The organism is Phycicoccus sp. Root101 (assembly GCF_001426245.1).
GTDB lineage: Bacteria > Actinomycetota > Actinomycetes > Actinomycetales > Dermatophilaceae > Pedococcus.
Genome location: NZ_LMCM01000011.1, coordinates 32,755 through 53,751 on the forward strand (window position 1 = coordinate 32,755; position 20,997 = coordinate 53,751).

Here is a 20,997-nt window from a genome sequence, read left to right on the forward strand (position 1 = left end):
ATGCCCCCCACGTCCTCGTCCTCCACCCGCCGGGTGCTGGTCACCGGTGCCACCGGCTACGTCGGTGGCTCACTCGTCCCGGTCCTGCTCGACCGCGGCTGGACGGTGCGTGTCCTCACCCGCAGCCGCCGCGGCCTCGAGGGCCACGACTGGGCCGAACGCGTGGAGGTCGTCGAGGGGAACGCCAGCTCCCCCGAGGACTGCCGCCGCGCGCTCGAGGACGTCGAGGTCGCCTACTACCTGCTGCACTCGATGGACGGCAAGGGCGACTTCATGCAGCGCGACCGGGAGATGGCCCACACCTTCTCCAGCGCCGCGAAGGACCGTGGCGTGGGCCGGATCGTCTACCTCAGCGGGCTGCACCCCGAAGGGCGGCTCTCGGACCACCTCGCGTCGCGGGTCGAGGTCGGCGACATCTTCCTGGAGGGGCCGGTGCCCGCGACCGTGCTCCAGGCCGGGATCGTCCTCGGCGACGGCTCGGCGTCGTTCGACATGCTGCGCCACCTCACCGAGCGCCTCCCGGCGGTCGTCGCGCCGCGGTGGCTGCGCAACCGGATCCAGCCGGTGGCCGTCGACGACGTCATGCACTACCTCGCCGGCTCCGCGGACATGGGTCCGGAGGTCAACCGGACGTTCGACATCGGTGGCCCCGAGGTCCTCACCTACGCCGAGATGATGCAGCGCTACGCCGAGATCGTCGGGCTGGGTCGCCGCTTCATCACGACGGTCCCGGTCCTCACGCCCAAGCTCGCGGGACTGTGGATCGACATCGTCACCCCGATCTCCCGCGGCATCGGCCGCCCCCTCATCGGCAGCCTCGTCCACGAGGCGGTCTGCGACGAGCAGGACATCCTCGACGTCACCGGCCCGCCGCCCGGGGGTCGCACCGGGTTCGACGACGCGATCCGGGCGGCCAACCGCGGCATCGACCCGTTCCGCTGGCGCCGCACCCTGGCGCGCACCAGCGCGATGGTCGGAGCGGCAGCCGTCACCGGCTCCCTGCTCACCGACCCCACGTCGCGCTGGTACCGCAGGCTCGACAAGCCCTCGTGGGAGCCCCCACCCGCGGCCTTCCCGGTCGTCTGGACCGGCCTGTACGCCGACGTCGCCCTCGTCAGCGCGGTCTCCTCCTCCTGGCTCGCCGAGGCGGGCCGGGAGAAGGAGGCGCAGGAGCTCGAGCAGGCCCTCGCGCTCAACATGGCCCTCAACACCGCCTGGACCGGACTGTTCTTCCGCGCGAAGCGCCCCTGGCTCGCGACCGCCGAGTGCGCGGTGCTCACCCTCTCCTCCGCCGACCTCGCCCGGCGGGCCGGTGCCGCGGGTCGTGGCAAGGCCGTGGCCCTCGGGGCGTATGCCGCGTGGTGCGGCTTCGCGACCGTGCTGTCGGGCACGATCGCCCACCGCAACCGCCGTCGCCGCTGAGCTCGCTGAGCCGGAACTGTCGGTATCGCGCGGACATGACGACAGTTCGCGCTCACGGAGCGAGCCGGTGCAGGGCTGGTGCGGGGCTGGTGCAGGGCTGGGAGCTGGCTGCGCGGCGGCATACGGTGGTTGCCCGGGCGGTGGGCATCTGCGAAACTGTTACCGACCGTTCGGTCAGTAATTGACTGCCCCGGCGCCCCCGACCTCGTGGAGGACCCATGACCGACACCGCCACCGACCCGCTCCAGGCCGGTTTCGACACGACCATCGGGCACGGCGACCGGATCGAGCCGCGCGACTGGATGCCGGACGGGTACCGCAGGACGCTGGTGCGCCAGATCGCCCAGCACGCGCACTCCGAGATCATCGGCATGCAGCCCGAGGGTGCCTGGATCGGCCGCGCCCCGTCGTTGCGGCGCAAGGCGATCCTGCTCGCCAAGGTGCAGGACGAGGCCGGTCACGGGCTCTACCTCTACTCCGCCTGCGAGACCCTCGGGGTCAGCCGCGGCGAGCTCACCGAGAAGCTCATCTCGGGGGCGCAGAAGTACTCCTCGATCTTCAACTACCCGACGCTGTCCTACGCCGACGTGGGCACCATCGGCTGGCTCGTCGACGGGGCCGCGATCTGCAACCAGGTGCCGCTCTGCCGGACCTCGTTCGGTCCGTACGGCCGCGCCATGATCCGCATCTGCAAGGAGGAGTCCTTCCACCAGCGGCAGGGCTACGAGCTGCTCATGACGATGATGCGGGGCACCGAGGCGCAGCGGGCCATGGTGCAGGAGTCGGTCAACCGGTTCTGGTGGCCGGCGCTGATGATGTTCGGGCCGCCCGACGACGAGTCGCCGAACTCGGCGCAGTCGATGGCGTGGGGCATCAAGCGCAACAGCAACGACGACCTGCGCCAGCGGTTCGTCGACATGTCGGTGCCGCAGGCCCAGGCGCTCGGGGTGACCTTCCCCGACCCGGAGCTGCGCTGGAACGCCGAGCGCGGGCACCACGACTTCGGCCAGCCCGACTGGGACGAGTTCATGCAGGTGGTCAAGGGCAACGGCCCGTGCAACACCCAGCGGATCGCCCACCGCCGCAAGGCCCACGAGGAGGGTGCGTGGGTGCGCGAGGCTGCGACGGCGTATGCCGCCAAGCAGGCTGCCGCGGCGCACGGCCAGGAGGGTGCGGCATGAGCGAGGTCAGGGCGGAGTGGCCGCTCTACGAGGTGTTCGTGCGCGGCAAGCGCGGGCTCAACCACGTCCACGTGGGCTCGCTGCACGCGGCCGACGACGACATGGCGCTGCGGCACGCACGCGACGTCTACACGCGACGCAACGAGGGCGTGAGCATCTGGGTGGTGCAGTCCAAGGACATCGCCGCGTCGAGCCCGGACGAGAAGGACCCGATGTTCGCCCCGAGCAACGACAAGGTCTACCGGCACCCGACGTTCTACGAGATCCCCGACAACGTCCCCCACATGTGAGGCAGTGATGACCGACCACGTCGAGCCCGCCTCGCACCCCGCCGCTGACTCCGCCTCGCACCCGGCACCGGACCCCTCCGACGCCCACGGGTCCGTCTACGACGGCCTGCTCGGTGGCGACCCCTCGCACTGGGCCTTCGGCACCGACTTCGAGGACCCGCTCGCGGGAGTCGACACGACCGTGCCGGACGGCGTCGACGCCGGTGACCTCGGCACCTACTGCCAGATGCTCGCCGACGACGCCCTCGTCGCGTCGCAACGGCTCTCGCAGTGGACCAGCCGTGCACCCGACCTCGAGGAGGACATCGCGCTGGCCAACATCGCGCTCGACCTCCTCGGCCAGGCGCGGCTGCTGCTGGCCCGCGCTGCCGCCGCCGACCCGTCGCTCGTGCCCGCGCTGCCGTCGGGTTCGCCGGTGCCGCCCGAGGACGCCCTGGCGTTCTTCCGCGAGGCAGGGCAGTTCCGCAACGTGCGGCTCGTCGAGACCGACAACGGCGACTTCGCGGTGACCGTCGTCAAGCTGCTCGTCTTCGCGACGGCCCGGCTGGCGCTGCTCGAGCGGCTGTCCGCGAGCCGCGACCACGTGCTGGCCGCCGTGGCGGCCAAGGGGGTCAAGGAGCTCACCTACACCCGCGACTACGCGGGGCGCTGGTTCCTCACGCTGGCCCAGGGCACCGACGAGTCGCGCCGCCGCCTCGACGCGGCCCTGGCGGCCGTGTGGCCGTTCCAGGCCGAGCTGTTCGCGACCCACGAGGTCGAGGCCCGCGTCGCGGCTGCCGGCGTCGGGGTCGACCCGGCGACGACCGCCGACGACGTGGCCGTGGTGCTGGCCCAGGTCTTCGCCGTCAGCGGTGTCGACCAGCCGACCCAGGGAGCGCTGGCCGCAGTCCAGGGCAGGCAGGGCCGCGACGGACTCCACACCGAGGCGCTCAGCCTCCTGCTCGCCGAGATGCAGGTGGTCGCCCGCGCCCACCCGATGGGCCAGTGGTGACCACCCTCAAGGAGAGGGCGGTCGCCGTCGCCCGCACCGTCACCGACCCCGAGATGCCGATGCTCACGCTGGAGGACCTCGGCGTCCTGCGCGAGGTCGAGGTCGACGAGGACGGCCACGTCGTCGTGGCGATCACCCCGACCTACACCGGGTGCCCTGCCATGGCCGCCATGCGTGACGACCTCGTCCGGTCGCTGCAGGACGCCGGTATGCCGGGCGCGCGGGTCCGCGTGTCCCTCACCCCGGCGTGGTCGAGCGACTGGATCACCGAGCGCGGTCGCCAGGCGCTGCGTGACCACGGCCTGTCCGCACCCGGACGGGCCCCGGCCCGTGGCGGCCCCGTGACCTTGTCCCTCATGCCGACGCGACGTGAGATCGCTTGTCCCCGTTGTGGATCCGCGCAGACCGAGCTCACGTCGGAGTTCGGACCCACCGCCTGCAAGGCGCTCTACCGCTGCACCGGCTGCCTCGAGCCGTTCGAGCACGTCAAGGAGATCTGAGTTGACCTCGGCCGCCCCCTCGTTGCTGCTGAAGAAGCCCCGACGCCCCGCCCCCACGTTCCACACCCTCACCGTGCACGCCGTCGAGCCGTTGACCGACGACGCCGCCGCCGTGAGCTTCGAGGTGCCGGACGAGCTCACCGAGTCGTACGCGTTCGACGCCGGCCAGTCGCTGACGCTGCGCAGGTACGTCGACGGCGTCGAGCACCGCCGCACCTACTCCATCTGCGCCACCGTGGGCGACCGGCCGCGCATCGGGGTCCGCGAGATCCCTGACGGCCTGTTCTCCCAGTGGCTCCTGCACGAGCTGCGGCCCGGCGACGAGGTCGAGGTGCAGACGCCCCACGGCACCTTCCGCGCCGACCCTGCCGAGGGCGGCCGCCACCTGTGCATCGCGGCGGGGTCGGGCATCACGCCGATGCTGTCCATCGCGAGCACGGTCCTGGCCAACCCCGAGGCCGAGGTCACCCTCCTCTACGGCAACCGCACCACCGGGTCGGTGATGTTCGCCGAGGAGCTCGCCGACCTCAAGAACCGCCACGGCTCGCGCTTCCAGCTCGTGCACGTGCTGTCCCGCGAGCCACGCGACGTCGAGCTCTTCTCGGGCCGCCTCGACGCCGACCGGCTGCGTCGGCTCTTCGACGTCCTCGTGCCGGTCCACGACGTCGACCACGTCTGGCTCTGCGGCCCGCTCGCGATGATCGAGTCGGCCCGCGAGGTGCTCGCCGAGCTCGACGTCCCCGCCGACAAGGTGCACTTCGAGCTGTTCTACGTCGACGAGCCGCCGCCCGAGCTGCACCGGGCCGACGCCGTCGTCGAGGGCGAGACCAGCGACGTCACCGTCGTCCTCGACGGGTTGAGCTCGACCACACCGATGCCGCGGGGGCAGTCGATCCTCGACTCCGCCCAGGCCACCCGCACCGACCTGCCGTTCGCCTGCAAGGGCGGCGTCTGCGGCACCTGCCGCGCCCTGGTCCGGGACGGCGAGGTCGACATGCGCCGCAACTACGCCCTCGAGCAGCGCGAGGTCGAGCAGGGCTTCGTGCTCACCTGCCAGAGCCACCCCGTCAGCGACACCGTCACCGTCGACTTCGACGCCTGACCCGGACCGGCCCGGGCACCTCCCGGCCCCGCGCCATACCGACGAACACCCTGAAGGAGCACCACCGTGACCGAGGCCTTCCTCCTCGACGGAGCCCGGACCCCGATCGGCCGGTATGCCGGCGGGCTCGCCACCGTGCGCCCCGACGACCTCGCGGCGCTCGTCGTCCGTGAGGCGGTCGAGCGTGCGGGCGTCGACCCCGAGCTGGTCGACGAGGTCGTCCTCGGTGCGGCGAACCAGGCCGGCGAGGACAACCGGAACGTCGCGCGCATGGCCACCCTGCTCGCCGGGCTGCCGCAGTCGGTGCCGGGGTTCACGGTCAACAGGCTCTGCGCCTCGGGGCTGACCGCGGTCGCCACCGCGCGGCAGATGGTGGCGTCCGGCGACGCCGACCTCGTCGTGGCCGGTGGGGTCGAGTCGATGACGCGCGCGCCGTGGGTGATGGAGAAGCCGGCCAAGGCGTTCGCTCGACCGGGGGCGACCTTCGACACCTCGATCGGGTGGCGGTTCACCAACCCGAGGTTCGACGCGGACACGACGCTGTCGATGCCGCAGACCGCCGAGCGGGTGGCCGCGCGCTGGGGGCTGACGCGTGAGGAGCTCGACGAGTTCGCGCTGCGGTCGCACCAGCGGGCGGTCGCGGCGATCGAGGCGGGGAGGTTCGCCGACGAGATCGTGGCGGTGCCCGTGGGCGACGGCGAGTTCTCCGTCGACGAGGGACCGCGGGCCGACACCTCGCTCGAACGGCTCGCGAGGCTCCGCCCGGTCAACCACCCCGACGGCCTCGTGACCGCTGGCAACTCCAGCTCCCTCAACGACGGGGCGGCCGCGGTCGTCGTGGCCAGCGAGGCGTTCATCACCCGCCACGGACTCGAGCCGCGCGCCCGGCTGGTGGCTTCGGCCAGCGCCGGGGTCGCGCCGGAGGTCATGGGCATCGGCCCGGTGCCGGCCACCCAGAAAGCCCTCGACCGCGCCGGCTGGGCCATCGGGGACCTCGACGCCGTCGAGCTCAACGAGGCCTTCGCCTCGCAGTCCCTTGCCTGCATCCGCGACCTGGGCCTCGACGAGGACATCGTCAACGCGGACGGCGGCGCGATCGCGCTCGGCCACCCGCTCGGGGCCTCCGGGACGAGGATCCTGCTGACCCTCGTCGGCCGGCTGGAGCGGGCGCAGGCCCGTCGCGGGCTCGCCACGCTGTGCGTCGGGGTCGGCCAAGGTGCCGCCCTGCTGGTGGAGAGGGTCTGACATGAGCTCGGAGTCGATGCTGCCCGCGGTCGTCGGTGTCTACGGCGGCGGGCGGATGGGAGCGGGGATCGCCCATGCGTTCCTCGTGTCCGGTGCGCAGGTCGTCGTCGTCGAGGGCGACGAATCCCTCGCCGACGCTGCACGGGGGCGGGTCACCACGAGCATCGGCAAGGCCGCCGAGCGCGGTCTGCTGACCGGCCCGGTCGCCGAGGTCCTGACCGGCCTCACCGTCACCACGACCCCGTCCGACCTGGCCGGCTGCTCCTTGGTCGTCGAAGCCGTCCCCGAGGACACGGCCCTCAAGCTCGAGGTCCTGCGGCGGGCCGAGGACTCTGCGCCGGACGCCGTCCTGGCCACCAACACCAGCTCGCTGTCGGTCAGCGCCCTCGCCGCCGGACTCCGCGCGCCCGAACGCTTCATCGGACTGCACTTCTTCAACCCCGTCCCGGCGAGCGACCTCGTCGAGGTCGTCGTGGGCGAGCAGACGGCCCCGGCCCTGGTCGACCGGGCCCGGGGCTGGGTCACCGCGTTGGGCAAGACCGGCATCACCGTGCAGGACTCCCCCGGGTTCGCCAGCAGCCGCCTCGGGGTCGCCATCGCGCTCGAGGCGATGCGGATGGTGCAGGAGGGCGTCGCGTCCGCGCAGGACATCGACACGGCCATGACCCTGGGCTACCGCCACCCGGTCGGCCCGTTGCGGACGACGGACATCGTCGGCCTCGACGTACGGCTCGCGATCGCCGAGCACCTCACTCGAGAGCTGGGCCCGAGGTTCGAGCCGCCGCAGGTGCTGCGCGACAAGGTCGCGGCCGGCGAGCTCGGCCGCAAGACCGGGCGCGGCTTCTACGACTGGTGACCCGCCGAGGGGTGGCGACCTGCCCCTTCCGGGACCTCTGAGGCGGCAGATCACCCACCGTGGGCGGGGATGTGGCCGCCCCGATGCCCCGGCTGCCTACGTGCTCGGCGGGCGCAGGGCGAGGCCGTCGAACGCCAGCGTCGTGATGGCGTCGGACAGCTGCTCGGCGTCGACGGCTCCGCCGGGGCGGTGCCACTCCACGAGCGAGTTCACCATGCCGAACAGCAGCCGGCTCACCAGCGCCGGCGGGACGTCCGAGCGCAGCGAGCCCTCCTCGACGGCCTCGCGCACCAGCCCGGCGAACCGTGCATCGAGGTCCCGCCGGCGCCGCAGCGCCGCCAGCTCCACCTCGCTGTTGCCCCGCACCCGCAGCAGCAGGGTCACCGCAGGCTGGTGGTCCACGAGGACCGCGACGCTGAGCCGCACGGCCCGACGCAACCGGTCGTATGCCGTGGCACCGGCGACCTCGCGACTCGCCTCGTCGAGGACCTCGGTGAGGCCGTCCAGCGCCTCGTCGAGCGCCTGCGAGAGCAGGTGCGTCTTGCTCGGCACGTGGTGGTAGATCGCGGACTTGCTGAACCCGAGCTCGCGGGCGAGGTCACCCATGCTCGTGCCGTCGTACCCCTGCTCGTTGAACAGCTCGATCGCCCGGCGCAGGACGGTCTCCTGGTCGTACCCGGGTCGTCCACGCCGGGGTGGTCCAGCCGCCGCGTCACTCACGCGGCCACACTCTCACAGGGCCCGGCGGTCCACGGTCAGGCGGAGGCAGGACTCACCCCAGCACGCGGTCGACGAACGCCCCACCGAACTTGCGCTCCGGGTCGAGCGAGTCCCGCAACCGCTGGAAGTCGTCCCACCGCGGGTACATAGGTGCGAGGTCGGCCGCGGCGGCCACGAAGCACTTGCCCCAGTGCGGCCGTCCCCCGAGCGGCAGGAGGATGGCCTCGATGTCCGGCAGGACGCCATACACACCGGGCTCGTCGAGCTCCCAGGTGAAGTGGAACCCGACCACGTCCTCGTCGTGGGAACCGCTGAGCCACAACGGATCTGACGCCACCGTTCGGATCTCGGCGTTCTGCAGGACCGGGCCGAAAACCGGCTGGAGCCGCCGCAGGCCCTCCATCGCGGTGAGGGCGTTGCGGCGCGGTACGAGGTACTCGCTCTGCAGCTCGGCTCCGCGGCTCGGCGTGAACTCGAGCCGGAAGTGCGGCAGCCGCTCGAGCCACGGGCCGGGTGTCCCGGTCTGGTCGGTCACCGACTCGGTCGGCGCGCCGTCGAGCATGTGCATGACCCGCGTCGCGCGAGGCGACCCGAAGAAGTCGGTGGGCGAGTCGGCGCCGCGGCTCTTGCACCAGACCTGGCGCACCGCCGTGTCGTCGAACCGGGTGAACAGGCTGACGCTGTCGGCCGCACCGGTGATCGCGTCGAGGTCCGCCTCCACCACCGACCACGGCACCCCGGTGAAGACGTCCTGCCGGACCAGGTAGGTCGGCTCGACGTCGAGCGTGACGCGGGTGACGACGCCGAGGGCACCGAGCGCGACCACGCTCCCGTCGAACCCCTCGTCCCCGCGGGACACGCGCAGCAGCGCACCGTCGGCGGTCACCAGCTCCAGCCCGGCCACGGCCGCGGACAACGAACCCGTCCGGTCCCCCGACCCGTGCGTGCCCGTCGCGACCGCGCCGGCGACGCTGATGTGCGGCAGCGACGCGAGGGAGGCCAGCGCCCACCCCTGCCGCTCGAGCTCGGCCGCGACCACCCCGTACGACGCGCCGCCGGGGACCGTGGCCGTCCCAGCCTCCGCGTCGACCACCACGGCTCCGGGGGCCGCCGGGTCCACGAGCTCGGACGTGCAGACGAGCACTCCCTCGGTGTCGGCGAGGGCCGTGAACGAGTGCCGGGACCCCAGCGCGCGCACCCGACCGGCACCGGCCACGACCTCCTGGAGCTCCGGCACCGAGCGAGGGCGATGGAACTGCCGGGCCCGGTAGGTGACGTTGCCCGCCCAGTTCCGTTCGACCATGGCCCCAGTCTGCCGTTCGGGCCCCGGACGCGGCGGGGGCGCCCATGCACCAGACTCGGGACCATGACGGTCTTCTCGGCTTCCAAGCGCTCCACGGCCGTGGTGCCGTTCTCTCGGGAGGCCGTGTGGTCGGTGCTCAGCGACGCGGGACAGGTCGCGAAGCTCACTCCGATGGTGCGTTCCATCGAGGACCACGGCGGCACCTGGCTGTGGAAGCTGGCCCCCATCGAGGTCCTCGGCAAGAACATCGGCCTGGCCTTCACCGAGCGGATGGACCTGCAGCCCACCGAGCGGATCGAGTTCACCCACACCCCGCGAGGCGAGGAGCGCGCCGGGGTCGAGGGCACCTACACGTTGACCGAGAAGGGTGAGGGCACCCTGCTGGCGATCGACCTCGGGGTGCACGTCGACCTGCCGTTCCCGAGGATCGCCAAGCCCGCGGTGCAGACCACCATGCAGGGGGTCATCGCGGCGATGGGTGCCGGGTTCGCGCACAACCTCGACCGCCACCTCAAGTCCCGCCGCTGACGCGTCGACGGGGCCCGCACGACCGACCCGACCTGACGCCCGACCTGAAGCCCCGGCCCGACCCGCCGGGCACAACGGCGGTTGCGGGGCAAGACTCAGGGAAATAACTCCCGTCTTGCCTCGCCACCAGCGGTTTGCCGTGTCGCTGGCGAGGGCGCGAGGGTGCGGCGAGTGCAAGAGGCGGTATGGCGGTGTGGCCGGTCAGCGCGAGGGGGGCGGACCGAGCAGCAGCCCGCGCCACCCGCCGCGGGCATGGTGCACCGGTCGGCCGTCGCGGCGCGACACCTGTCCGCCGGCCCACTCGGCATCGGAGTGCAGTGGGCCGAGGACGTCGCGGTCGACGTCGGGCACCCGGTCCGCGGGGACGAGCAGGGCCCGTTCGAGGGCCGTGTCGACCCCGGTGAGCCGGTGGCCGGGCGGCAGCAGCTCGCGGCGGAAGTCGTCCTCCCGGCAGACCATGTCGTGGTGCAGGCTCTCGACGAGGGTCTGCACCGTCGACGCCGGCGCCGCCGTGAGCACCGGCGCCAGCCGTGACACCAGGGCCGTCGGCAGCATCGGCACGGTCACCTGGACCCGCGTGAGTCCGGCGAGCCGGGCGTAGCGTCGCAGCAACCCGGCATACGCCAAGGGCTCTCCGCTGCCCACGTCGTAGGCGCGACTGGTCGCGGGGGCACCGAGGGCGCCCACGAGGGCGGCCACCACGTCGGTCACGGCCACGGGCTCGACACGGCTGCTGCGCATCCACGTCGGGAGCACCTGGAGGGGAAGCCGTTCGCTGATCTGGCGCATCACCTCGAAGGAGGTGGACCCGCTCCCGACGACCATGGCCGCCCGCAGCGCCAGCGTCGGCACCCCCGAGTCGGTGAGGACCTCCTCGACCTCGAGGCGCGAGCGGAGGTGCGGCGACAGGTCCTCGTCCGGGAGGTCGGGCACGAGGCCACCGAGGTAGACGATTCGACCGACCCCGGCGCGGACCGCGGCATGGGCGGCGTTGTAGGCACCCTCGCGGTCGGTGGTCGCGAAGTCGTCGCCTCCGAGGCCGTGGATCAGGTAGAACAGCGCGTCCGCGCCGGCCACCGCCGCCCGGGCGGAGGCCCGGTCGAGCACGTCCATCTGCACGACGGTGACCCGGTCGGCCCACCAGAAGCGCTCGGCGGACGCGGCCCGGGTGAACGTCGCCGTGACCTCGTGGCCCGCCTCGAGGAGGGCCGGGACGAGGCGGCTGCCGATGTACCCGCCCGCACCGGTGACGACGACGCGCACGAACACCTCCCGACCGGTCGGCGCCGACCGCGCCGTACTGCTGCGAACCTACCCGCGGCCGCCGGACGGCGCCCACGCGGGCAGCGACCGTCTCAGTCCGTGCCGCCGTCCACGCCGAGCCGCTTCGCCTGCTGGAACGTCGAGATCATCGCGATGGTCGACTCTGCACCCTGGTCCGCGTGGCCGACGCGTCCGGCGAGCGCACCGCACCCACCGCCGCTGTCGCGGTCGTGCAGGACGGTCCCGGCGTCGTTCGCGCCCTCGAACCATGCCGAGCAGCGGCCGACCGCGGCACTCCACCGGGGGTCGGCCGTGACGTCGAAGGCCCGCGCACACGCGTCGGCCAGGGCCGCCACGTCCACCGGCTGCTGGTCGAAGGGCGTCCGGGCCTCACCGATCCCCCACCCGCTGGCGGGGCAGACCGACACGAGGCCGTCGGTGGTCTCGGTCTCGACCAGCCAGCTCAGCATCGCCAGCCCCTCGGTGAGCCACTTCCACACGCCCAGCAGCGAACCCGCCGCCAGCAGGGTCTCGGCCAGGGCGGCATTGGCGTAGCTCAGTCGCGGCTCGGGCCAGTGCCATCCCTCGGCCGGTGTCGGTCGACGGCCGAGCAGCGGGTCGGGCGGGGCGATCAGGGTGGCGGCGTCGGACAGCAGCTCCCGCGCGACCACGTCCCGTGGCCGCACGGCGAGAACCTCCGCGGCACCCAGGCCGGCGAACGCCATCGAGCGCGTCGAGGGCGACCGCAGGGCGGCGCCCTTGGTGAACGCCTCGAGGGCTCGCCAGTCGGACAGCTCGGGCGCGCGAGCGACCCCCGTGCCGAGCGCCCAGAGGGCGCGCCCCCACCCGTCATCGACCGCCGCGGCGTCCGACCAGGAGCCGTCCACGGCCCGGCGGTTGCGGAAGGCGCCGTCGTCGGCCTGGGCGTCGAGGACGTAGGAGAGGTAGGTCGTCGCGAGCTCGGTGAGGGCGGCGGAGCCCTCCGGCTCCCTGGCCGTCACGACGAACGCCCGTGCCACGTCGTCCACGCAGTACCCGCCCTCGCGGACGGGGACCGTCAGGACGGCTCCCTCGAAGACGCCGATGTCGTCGGTGAGGTGGGCCAGGTGCTGGAAGGAGACCCCTCCCGGCGCAGTGTCGGCCGGGGAGGACGGGCTGAGGACCCGGTGGGACACGGACATGGGCGAACCTTCCTGGTTACCCCCGCGTCGCGAGCCGACGTGGAGCACCACCACCCATGAGGGGCGGCGACGTGCACGCACGGTGCGTTGTGGCCCTCGCGGAGTCGACACGCTCGGGCCTGCCGGACGACTTCGTCACGACGCGTCTCGTTTCCTGGGGAGACGCCGAGACCTTGACGGTAACACCCGGGGCAAGCCCCTCCCCCAGGGAAACCGCGTGCAGCCCCCCGCCGCGCCGGTCAGGTCCGCAGCCGCACACCCCAGGCCGCGTCCCATCGCACCGGTCAGGCCGCGCGGATACCGCCCAGGACGATGCTCACGACGCGCTCCTGCTGCGCCGGGTCGAGCTCGCCCATCATCGTGCAGCCCCCCACGAGGCGCAGCAGGTCGGACGGTTCGACGTCCGTGCGGGCGACGCCGGCGGCCTGGGCGTTGCGGAGCACGGCCCCCGCCGCGTCGTTGACGGCCTGGCGGGAGTGGGTGAGCAGCTCCGAGTCGCGGCCGACCGCGTCGACGAGCTCCTGGAACAGCGCCCGCTTGGTCGCCACGTAGTCCAGCAGCGCCCAGACCCACTTCTCCAGCGCGGGCCACGGCTCCTCACCCTCGATGAGCAGCTCGGCGCGGTCGCCGAGCGCGTCGACGTCCTCGCGGTAGACCGCCTCGAGCAGGGAGAGCCGGGTCGGGAAGCGCCGGTAGAGCGTGCCGATGCCGACCCCGGCCCGGCGGGCGATCTCCTCGAGCGAGGCGTCCGCGCCGGACTCGCGCAGGACCTCGCGAGCGGCCAGCAGGAGTCGCTCGAGGTTGCGCTGGGCATCGGCACGCATCGGCCGCTCCGCGGCGAGCTGACCGGCAGCGGGGGTCGGGACCACCTGACACGCACCTCCATCACGGGAATGACTTGCAAAGCGGAGGCAGCCTCCGTATCGTCGTATCCGGAGGGACCTTCCACTTCTCCGACCATCGTACCTGAAGGAGCACGACCATCGTGTCTGCCCAGACTGTTGCCGCTCCCGCGGCCACCCCCGCGTCGCCCACGGCGCGCGGCCCCCGTCGGCGCGTCTCCCCGACCGTCGTCCTCGGCGTCATCCTCACCGCCCAGCTCATGGTCGTGCTCGACGCCACCATCGTGAACGTCGCCCTGCCCCGGATGCAGACGGCGCTCGACTTCACCCCCACCGGCCTGTCCTGGGTCCTGTCCGCCTACACCCTCGCCTTCGGGGGGCTCCTGCTCTTCGGTGCGCGGGCCGGCGACCTGTTCGGTCGGCGCCGGGTCTTCCTCACCGGTATGGCGCTGTTCGCCGCCGCGTCGTTCGCCGGCGGCTTCGCCACCACCGCCACCTGGCTCGTCGCCTCCCGGGCAGCCCAGGGCGTCGGGGCGGCCCTGGCCGCACCCGCGGTCCTCGCCCTGCTCATGTCGACCTTCCCCGAGGCCCGCGAGCGCACCCGCGCCCTCGGCCTGTTCACCGGCGTCTCCATCGGCGGTGCCGCCATCGGGCTCATCGCAGGGGGCCTGCTCGTGCAGTGGTTCTCGTGGCGCTGGGTGATGTTCGTCAACGTGCCGATCGGCCTGGCCGTGATCGCCGCCGCCCTCCTCGTCGTCCCGGAGACCCCGAGGTCGACCGGGCGGATCGACGTCGCCGGTGCCCTCAGCTCGACCCTCGGCATGACCGCCCTGGTCTACGCGTTCGTCCGTGCGGCCGAGGCCGGGTGGAGCGACACCGAGACGATCGCGTCGTTCGTGGCGGCAGCGGCGCTGCTCGTCCTGTTCGTCCTCGTCGAACGTCGCGCAGCACACCCCATCGTGCCGCTCGAGCTGTTCGCCAACCGCACTCGTGCCGGCTCGTACGCCGGACGCTTGCTCCTCGTCGCCGGGATCATGGGGACGTTCTTCTTCACGACCCTCTTCCTCCAGGACGTGCTCCACTACAGCCCGCTGCAGACCGGCCTGGGGTTCCTACCGCTGACCGCTGCCCTGTTCCTCGCCTCCCAGCTGAGCGCTCGACGGTTCGTCGAGCAGTTCGGGCCGCGGCGCGTCATGGTGGTGGGGACGCTGCTCTCGACCACCGCGCTGGCCCTGCTCAGCCGGATGTCGGAGACCAGCAGCTACTGGTCGATCCTCGTGCCCCTCGTCCTGCTCGGGCTCGGCAACGGCACCGCGTTCGTGCCGCTCACCGGCGCCTCGCTGCACGAGGTGGAGCCGCAGCACGCCGGAGCGGCCTCGGGCCTGGTCAACGTCACCCAGCAGGTCGGCGGGTCGCTCGGCCTGGCCCTGCTCGTGACCGTGTTCGGCACCGCCAGCCGGCACGCCGCGGCCGCTCCGAGCCATGGTCGCTCGGTGGTGGAGCAGTCCCAGCACGTCTTCGTCGCCGGGGCGTCCACCGCCCTGACCGTCGCCGCCGGGCTGCTGCTCCTGACCGTGGTGGTCGTGTCCCAGCTCCACCGCACCCCCCGCGCCGCCCGGGCCGAGGTCGCCCCCGCCGTGTGAGGACCCGACCGTCGCAGCCGACCACGGGCGCGCGTCGCGCCAGCCATCGGCGCGCGGCGCGAAGGTGGACGACGAAGGGCCTCCGTCAGCGATTGCTGTCGGAGGCCCTTCGTTCGCACTGGGTGGCAGGTGAAGGATTCGAACCTTCGAAGCTTTCGCGATGGATTTACAGTCCACTCCCATTGGCCGCTCGGGCAACCTGCCTTGGTGCGCGTGGAAGAATAGCAAGGACAACCGCGATTGCTGAAACCGGCACCAGCTGCCCGTCAGCGGTGCCCAGGAAGGACACGCCCTCATGGCCGACAGCTCGTTCGACATCGTCAGCAAGATCGACCACCAGGAGGTCGCCAACGCCCTCAACAGCGCCTCCCGTGAGGTGGCCACGCGCTACGACTTCAAGAACGTCGGCGCCTCCATCGAGGCCAGCGGCGAGGACAAGGTCGTCATCAAGGCCAACACCGAGGAGCGTGCCAACGCCGTCCTCGACGTCTTCCAGACCTGGCTGGTGAAGCGCAAGGTCTCGCTCAAGCACCTCGACGTCCCCGAGCGCGGACCGCAGCTCTCCGGCAAGGAGTACCGCCTCGAGCTCGGCCTCCAGGAGGGCATCTCCCAGGAGAACGCGAAGAAGATCGGCAAGATCATCCGCGACGAGGGGCCCAAGACGGTCAAGAGCCAGATCCAGGGCGACGAGCTGCGCGTCACCAGCAAGTCCCGTGACGACCTGCAGGCCGTCCAGGCGCTGCTCAAGGGCAAGGACGACCTGGACTTCGCGATCCAGTTCACCAACTACCGCTGACCCACGCGGCCGGACAGGTATGCCGCCGTGCCCGAGTCGGGCACGGCGGCACACGTCTGTCTGGGGGCACCTTCGCACCGGAGGGCGCGCACGGAGGTCGAGTCAGGCCTCCAGGGCCATGGTGGGGCCACCGAGGTCGGGGAACCGCAGCACCGAGCCGTCCGAGTCGGTGTCCGGGGAGTCGTCGTTCCAGCCGTCGAGGGCAATCGCGAGACCGAGCGCCAGCCCCGCCATCTCGTGGTCGCCGATGCCGACGCGGCTGGCCACCTCGCGGGCGTTGGACGGACGGTCGCCCGGGTCCTTGGACAGGCAGTCGTTGACGAGGTCGGCGAGGTCCTTGGGCACGTCGTCGGGCAGCGGCGGGGGCGGCTCGTTGACGTGGCTGAGGGCCGTCGCGACCGGGGTTCCGCGGTCGAAGGGGCGCTGGCCCGTGAGCATCTCGTGCGCAACCACCCCGAGGGCGTAGAGGTCGCTCGCGCCGGTGGCCGCCTCGCCGAGCGCCTGCTCGGGGCTGATGTAGTGCGGCGTCCCGAGCATCTCGCCGGCGCGGGTGTGACCGGCCGCGTCGAGCGCCCGGGCGATCCCGAAGTCGGTGAGCTTCACCAGCCCGTCGGGACGGACGAGGATGTTGGCGGGCTTGACGTCGCGGTGGACGACGCGCGCCTCGTGGGCCACGCCCAGCGCGAGGGCTGCCTGCCCGAGCAGCGAACGCACCTCGGGCGGGGGCAGGGCGCCACGGCGGCGCAGCAGGAGCGAGAGCGGCTCGCCCTTGACCAGCTCCATCACGAGGAAGGCCAGGCCGTCGTCCTCGCCGTAGTCGAAGAGGGTCGCGATGTTGGTGTGCAGCAGGGCCGCCGAGTGGACGGCCTCGTCGCGGAAGCGCTTGGCGAACAGCTCCTCGTGACCGGTGTCGGGCCGCATGACCTTGATGGCCACCGCCCGCTGGAGCACCTGGTCGGCGCCGGCCCAGACATCGGCCATGCCGCCGGAGGCGATGCGGGCCCCCAGGAGGTACCGGTCGCCGAGGACGAACCCCTCAGACAACCTGTTCACGCTGCGAGCTCCACGAGGAGACCTCCGTCGACCGAGGTGTACGTCGATTGACATCTCAAGAACCTCGCGACGTCAATGGTAGGCCCCATCCGGACAAACCGCGCGCCAAGGGAACGGGCCGGGCGACCCGCCTGACCTGCGACGACGCCGTCCATGGCACCGTCCGTCCCACCCGTCACACGGGCTACCCGAAGGTGGCGCGCGAGCGCAGCGCCTCCCCCAGCTCGGACCGCGCGTCGACGATGCCCCGGCGCACCGCCGGCGTCAGGTCGGTGCGCTGCAGTGCCGCCCTGGCCATGTCATCCGTCGCCTCCTCGACGACCCGCGACGGGAAGCCGAGCTGGGCCACCCGTGCCAGCGCGTCGTCGCCGACCCAGGCGCTCATGGCCGGGACGTCGCTGAAGTAGCGCGCGGCATACGGGCGGAGCACGTCGAGCTCCCCGGAGGACCAGAAGCCCTGGGCGAGCGCGTTGAGCTCGTAGTTGGAGCGCTCACGGTTCGTCGTGATCTCACCCCAGGCCCACGCCTTGGCCTCGGTGTCGGGCATCGATGCACCGGCCATGAGCGCGCTGAGCCGTCCCTGCAGCGTGTCGTCACGCTCGCGGGTGGCCTCGATGAGCTCTCGACCGGCGAGTCCGTGGGAGGCGAGGTTGCGGACCACGATCCACCCGAAGTCCGAGTCGCCCTCGAGCCCGACGGGGCGGCGTTCGCCGGCCGCCCACGCCCGCAGGAGCTCCTCGTCGGCAGAGGTGCGCGCGACGGCGCGGGCCGCCACGAGGGCCCGGGTCGACCCGGGCTCCGCCGCTGCGAGGACCGATGCTGCTGCCGCGGCGACCACCTGCTCGGCTTCACCCTGCTCCTCGTGCGGCAGGAACGTCGGGATGATCCGGCCGAGCAGGCTACCCGCCGAGCGGTTGAGGATCGAGGCGTTGTCCTCGTGCGGCCACGCCGCACCCACCGTGCGCACCATGACCCGGGGGTCGACGGTGCCGAGGCAGACGCCGTCGATGAGGGACACCCACACGACCGCGCGCGCCTGCGGGTCGGGCACGAGCGCGAGCTGCTCGGGCACCGCGGCGATGGAGTCGGGGTCGAGGGTGACGGTGGCCCAGGTGAGGTCTCCCGCGTTCGGCACCACGAGGTCGGCGGCAGGCGCCGCCGCCAGCTCGGGAACGACGGTCCGGTCGCCCGAGGTCGTCACCGGGACGCGGAAGGTCTCGGCACCGGCGGAGAAGCCGGCCACGTCGAAGGTGTGCGGCCGGTCGGCCGGGAACGCTTCCGGGACGGTGCGGTCCACGGCACCGGCAGCGCGGTCCAGCGAGATGACGTCGACCCCCGCGGTGAGCAGCCAGGCCTGCGTCCACGCGCCGAGGTCCTTGCCGCTCGCGCGCTCCATGAACCCCATGAAGTCGGCCAGCGTGCCGTTGCCGAACGAGTGCTCGCGCAGGTAGGCGGAGACGCCGGCGATGAAGGCGTCGTCACCGATGTGGGCGATGAGCTGGCGCAGCGTCGCGGCACCCTTGGCGTAGGAGATCCCGTCGAAGTCCTGCAGGGCCGACTGCGCGTCGAGCGCGGCCGAGCCGGCGACGGGGTGGGTCGAGGGGGTGCGCTCCGCGGCATACCCCCAGGCCTTGCGGGCCATGGTGGAGTCCACCCACGCCTCGGTCCCGAACTCGGTCGCCGCGTCCAGCGTCCGGTGCGACATGTACTCGGCGAAGGACTCGTTGAGCCACAGGTCGTCCCACCACTGCATCGTCACGAGGTCGCCGAACCACATGTGCGCCATCTCGTGGGCGATCGTGTTGGAGCGCGTGAGGATCTCGTCCCGGGCCGCCGCCCCACGGAAGACGTAAACGTCGCGGAAGGTCACGCAACCGGGGTTCTCCATCGCGCCCGCGTTGAACTCGGGCACGAAGACCTGGTGGTACTCCCCGAACGGGTACCGGATGCCGAAGAGCTGGTGGTAGTAGTCGAAGCTCGCCCTCGTGACCTCGAGCATCTGGGGCGCCCCCCGCTCGAGGGCCTCCCTGAGGGACGCACGGGCGTGGATGCCCAGCGGTATGCCGTCGTGCTCGTCGAGCACCGACGCGTAGGGACCGGCGCAGACCGTGACGAAGTACGTGGCCAGCGGCTTGGTCTCGGCGAGCTCCCACCGACCGGGGGCCACCTTCGTGGCGGCACCGTTGCCGAGGACGGTCCACGCCTCCGGGGCGGCGACGGTCACGGCATACGGGGCCTTGAGGTCGGGCTGGTCGAAGCAGGCGAACACGCGCGGGCCGGCGTCGAGGAACAGGTGGCCGTAGACGTAGTGCTCACCGTCGGCAGGGTCGACGGCGCGGTGCAGTCCCTGCCCGTCCCGGCTGTAGGACATCTGGGCCTCGACCTCGAGCACGTTGTCGGCGGCGAGGCCGCTCAGGGCCACGCGGCCGTCAGTGAGGGTCGTGACGTCCACGGACTGGCCGTTGAGGACCATCGAGCGCAGCTCGGCAGGCTTGACGTCGACGAAGGTCGACGCGCCCGGCTCGTTGCACGAGAACGTGATCCGCGTCGACGAGCCGAACCGCTCCTCCCCCTGGTCGAGGTCGAGGTCCACCTCCATCCGCGTCACCTGCAGCAGGGCTGAACGTTCGCGGGCTTCGGACCTGGTGAGGGACGGCATGGGAGCGATTCAACCAGCACCGGCCCCCGAACAGACCGAAGCCCCCGACCAGAGCTGGTCGGGGGCTTCGGTGGAGTTCACCGGTTGCGGTGGCTCAGATGACGCGGACCTTCTCGGCCTGCGGGCCCTTGGGGCCCTGCGTGATGTCGAACTCCACGCGCTGTGCCTCGTCGAGCGAGCGGTAGCCGCTGGACTCGATCGCGCTGTAGTGCACGAAGACGTCGGGGCCGCCGCCGTCCTGCTCCACGAAGCCGAAGCCCTTCTCAGCGTTGAACCACTTGACAGTTCCCTGTGCCATGGGATTTCTCGTTCCTGTTGGCCGAGGTGGGTCGCGGACGCGACTCACCAGCTGCGCACACCACCACGACACGGAACAAGCCGCTGAAGAAAAAAGGCCCGCACACTGGCGGGCCCACTCAGACGAGGAACTGCAACTGCAACTGCGCCAACCATACCGTGCCGGAGCCGTTTGCCGAAACCACCCCCGGCCGGCCTGTCGCAGGACCCGTCGGACGCACCCTCGGGGTGCGTCCGACGGGCACCCTCAGCTCTGGCGGAAGCCGTAGGCCTGCTGCTCGAGGCGGGCGATCCGCTCCGCCATCGGCGGGTGCGTCGAGAAGAACCGCGACACGTCCTGAGGCCGGAACGGGTTGGCGATCATCATGTGGCTGGAGTTCTGGATCGCCGGGGTCGGCTGCAGGGGGGCGCGGGCGACGCCGGTCTCGAGCTTGCGCAGGGCCGACGCGAGGGCGAGCGGGTCGCCGGTCAGCTTCGCGCCGTCCTCGTCCGCGTCGTACTCGCGGGTGCGGCTGATCGCCATCTGGATCATCATCGCGGCGAAGGGTGCCAGCAGCGCCATGGCCAGCAGGGCAAAGGGGTTCGGGCGGTCCTCGTCGTTGCCGCCACCGCCGAACATGCTCGTGAACATGAGCATCTGGGCCACGGACGTGATGACACCGGCGATCGCGGCAGCGACCGAGCCGGTGAGGATGTCGCGGTTGTACACGTGCATCAGCTCATGGCCGAGCACGCCGCGCAGCTCGCGCTCGTCGAGCAGGCCGAGGATGCCCTCGGTGCAGCAGACGGCGGCGTTCTCGGGGTTGCGTCCGGTGGCGAAGGCGTTGGGCGCCGAGGTCGGGCTGACGTAGAGGCGGGGCATCGGCTTGCCGGCGGCGGTCGACAGCTCCCGGACGATCCGGTACATCGCGGGCGCCTGGGCCTCGCTGACCGGGTAGGCGTGCATGGCCCTGATGGCGAGCTTGTCGGAGTTCCAGTAGCCGTAGGCCGTCATCCCGACACCGAGGAGGGCGAACAGCCAGATGTACCGGCCGCTGCCGATGACGGAGCCCATGGCCAGCAGCACGGCGAAGATCCCGCCGAACAGGGCCGCGGTCTTGAGTCCGTTGAAGTGGTTGTGCATGT

20 protein-coding genes and 1 tRNA gene are annotated in these 20,997 nt (G+C 72.1%); 11 read left to right on the forward strand and 10 right to left on the reverse strand.

Annotated elements, in window-relative coordinates; translation table 11 throughout:
* From ASC58_RS19650 to ASC58_RS19685, 8 genes are all read left to right on the forward strand, one after another.
* On the forward strand, positions 1 to 1,422 hold the full coding sequence (locus tag ASC58_RS19650; RefSeq protein WP_056920478.1) for a tryptophan-rich sensory protein: 1,422 nt from the start codon (positions 1 to 3) through the stop codon (positions 1,420 to 1,422).
* Positions 1,423 to 1,640: 218 nt separating this feature from the next.
* Positions 1,641 to 2,603: a 1,2-phenylacetyl-CoA epoxidase subunit PaaA gene (gene paaA / locus ASC58_RS19655; protein ID WP_056920479.1), complete on the forward strand. Its 963-nt coding sequence runs from the start codon at positions 1,641 to 1,643 to the stop codon at positions 2,601 to 2,603.
* Positions 2,600 to 2,893, forward strand: coding sequence for a 1,2-phenylacetyl-CoA epoxidase subunit PaaB (gene paaB, locus ASC58_RS19660; RefSeq protein ID WP_056915515.1), 294 nt, complete (start codon positions 2,600 to 2,602; stop codon positions 2,891 to 2,893). Before paaA ends, paaB begins: the two co-directional genes overlap by 4 nt.
* A gap of 7 nt (positions 2,894 to 2,900) precedes the next feature.
* Complete coding sequence (gene paaC, locus ASC58_RS19665) at positions 2,901 to 3,884, forward strand: 1,2-phenylacetyl-CoA epoxidase subunit PaaC (protein WP_082553497.1); 984 nt, start codon at positions 2,901 to 2,903, stop codon at positions 3,882 to 3,884.
* Positions 3,881 to 4,384 carry a 1,2-phenylacetyl-CoA epoxidase subunit PaaD gene (gene paaD / locus ASC58_RS19670; protein ID WP_369796264.1) on the forward strand — a complete coding sequence of 168 codons (504 nt, stop codon included), beginning with the start codon at positions 3,881 to 3,883 and terminating at the stop codon, positions 4,382 to 4,384. The genes paaC and paaD overlap by 4 nt, the downstream gene beginning before the upstream one ends.
* A gap of 1 nt (position 4,385) precedes the next feature.
* On the forward strand, positions 4,386 to 5,486 hold the full coding sequence (paaE, locus tag ASC58_RS19675; RefSeq protein ID WP_082553488.1) for a 1,2-phenylacetyl-CoA epoxidase subunit PaaE: 1,101 nt from the start codon (positions 4,386 to 4,388) through the stop codon (positions 5,484 to 5,486).
* Positions 5,487 to 5,552: 66 nt separating this feature from the next.
* A complete protein-coding gene (locus ASC58_RS19680; protein ID WP_056920480.1) occupies positions 5,553 to 6,731 on the forward strand; it encodes an acetyl-CoA C-acyltransferase in 1,179 nt (392 codons plus the stop codon).
* 1 nt (position 6,732) lies between these two features.
* Positions 6,733 to 7,587 carry a 3-hydroxyacyl-CoA dehydrogenase family protein gene (locus ASC58_RS19685; protein WP_082553489.1) on the forward strand — a complete coding sequence of 285 codons (855 nt, stop codon included), beginning with the start codon at positions 6,733 to 6,735 and terminating at the stop codon, positions 7,585 to 7,587.
* Between the two features lie 96 nt (positions 7,588 to 7,683).
* Here the strand turns inward: ASC58_RS19685 and ASC58_RS19690 are convergent, their stop codons facing one another.
* Both ASC58_RS19690 and ASC58_RS19695 read right to left on the reverse strand, forming a co-directional pair.
* On the reverse strand, positions 7,684 to 8,307 hold the full coding sequence (locus tag ASC58_RS19690; RefSeq protein ID WP_056920481.1) for a TetR/AcrR family transcriptional regulator: 624 nt from the start codon (positions 8,305 to 8,307) through the stop codon (positions 7,684 to 7,686).
* Positions 8,308 to 8,359: 52 nt separating this feature from the next.
* Positions 8,360 to 9,610 carry a D-arabinono-1,4-lactone oxidase gene (locus ASC58_RS19695; RefSeq protein WP_056920482.1) on the reverse strand — a complete coding sequence of 417 codons (1,251 nt, stop codon included), beginning with the start codon at positions 9,608 to 9,610 and terminating at the stop codon, positions 8,360 to 8,362.
* Positions 9,611 to 9,673: 63 nt separating this feature from the next.
* Between ASC58_RS19695 and ASC58_RS19700 the strand changes: the two genes are divergently transcribed.
* The gene (locus ASC58_RS19700; protein WP_056920483.1) at positions 9,674 to 10,138 is read left to right on the forward strand and encodes an SRPBCC family protein; all 465 of its coding nucleotides are present in this window, start codon (positions 9,674 to 9,676) and stop codon (positions 10,136 to 10,138) included.
* Between the two features lie 201 nt (positions 10,139 to 10,339).
* On the opposite strand, the gene ASC58_RS19705 is transcribed toward ASC58_RS19700, so the two are convergent.
* The 3 genes from ASC58_RS19705 to ASC58_RS19715 form a co-directional block, all read right to left on the reverse strand.
* On the reverse strand, positions 10,340 to 11,401 hold the full coding sequence (locus tag ASC58_RS19705; protein WP_162246886.1) for an NAD(P)H-binding protein: 1,062 nt from the start codon (positions 11,399 to 11,401) through the stop codon (positions 10,340 to 10,342).
* Between the two features lie 92 nt (positions 11,402 to 11,493).
* Positions 11,494 to 12,582, reverse strand: coding sequence for a hypothetical protein (locus ASC58_RS19710; RefSeq protein ID WP_056920485.1), 1,089 nt, complete (start codon positions 12,580 to 12,582; stop codon positions 11,494 to 11,496).
* Between the two features lie 284 nt (positions 12,583 to 12,866).
* Positions 12,867 to 13,451, reverse strand: a complete 585-nt coding sequence (locus ASC58_RS19715) for a TetR/AcrR family transcriptional regulator (RefSeq protein WP_200947887.1) — start codon at positions 13,449 to 13,451, stop codon at positions 12,867 to 12,869.
* Between the two features lie 116 nt (positions 13,452 to 13,567).
* On the opposite strand from ASC58_RS19715, the gene ASC58_RS19720 reads away from it, so the two are divergent.
* The gene (locus ASC58_RS19720; protein ID WP_056920486.1) at positions 13,568 to 15,067 is read left to right on the forward strand and encodes an MFS transporter; all 1,500 of its coding nucleotides are present in this window, start codon (positions 13,568 to 13,570) and stop codon (positions 15,065 to 15,067) included.
* A 123-nt stretch (positions 15,068 to 15,190) separates the two neighbouring features.
* On the opposite strand, the gene ASC58_RS19725 is transcribed toward ASC58_RS19720, so the two are convergent.
* Positions 15,191 to 15,271 (reverse strand) — tRNA-Tyr (locus ASC58_RS19725).
* A 91-nt stretch (positions 15,272 to 15,362) separates the two neighbouring features.
* On the opposite strand from ASC58_RS19725, the gene ASC58_RS19730 reads away from it, so the two are divergent.
* Positions 15,363 to 15,863: a YajQ family cyclic di-GMP-binding protein gene (locus tag ASC58_RS19730; protein WP_056915524.1), complete on the forward strand. Its 501-nt coding sequence runs from the start codon at positions 15,363 to 15,365 to the stop codon at positions 15,861 to 15,863.
* A 102-nt stretch (positions 15,864 to 15,965) separates the two neighbouring features.
* Here ASC58_RS19730 and ASC58_RS19735 read toward each other — a convergent pair whose 3' ends face one another.
* From ASC58_RS19735 to htpX, 4 genes are all read right to left on the reverse strand, one after another.
* Positions 15,966 to 16,916 carry a serine/threonine-protein kinase gene (locus tag ASC58_RS19735; protein WP_235529343.1) on the reverse strand — a complete coding sequence of 317 codons (951 nt, stop codon included), beginning with the start codon at positions 16,914 to 16,916 and terminating at the stop codon, positions 15,966 to 15,968.
* A 184-nt stretch (positions 16,917 to 17,100) separates the two neighbouring features.
* Positions 17,101 to 19,575: an aminopeptidase N gene (gene pepN, locus ASC58_RS19740; RefSeq protein WP_056920487.1), complete on the reverse strand. Its 2,475-nt coding sequence runs from the start codon at positions 19,573 to 19,575 to the stop codon at positions 17,101 to 17,103.
* Between the two features lie 94 nt (positions 19,576 to 19,669).
* Positions 19,670 to 19,873 (reverse strand): cold-shock protein, encoded by a 204-nt coding sequence (locus tag ASC58_RS19745; protein WP_056915526.1) that lies wholly within the window; start codon positions 19,871 to 19,873, stop codon positions 19,670 to 19,672.
* A 246-nt stretch (positions 19,874 to 20,119) separates the two neighbouring features.
* Positions 20,120 to 20,995, reverse strand: coding sequence for a zinc metalloprotease HtpX (gene htpX, locus ASC58_RS19750; protein ID WP_056920488.1), 876 nt, complete (start codon positions 20,993 to 20,995; stop codon positions 20,120 to 20,122).
* Between the last annotated feature and the right edge of the window lie 2 nt (positions 20,996 to 20,997).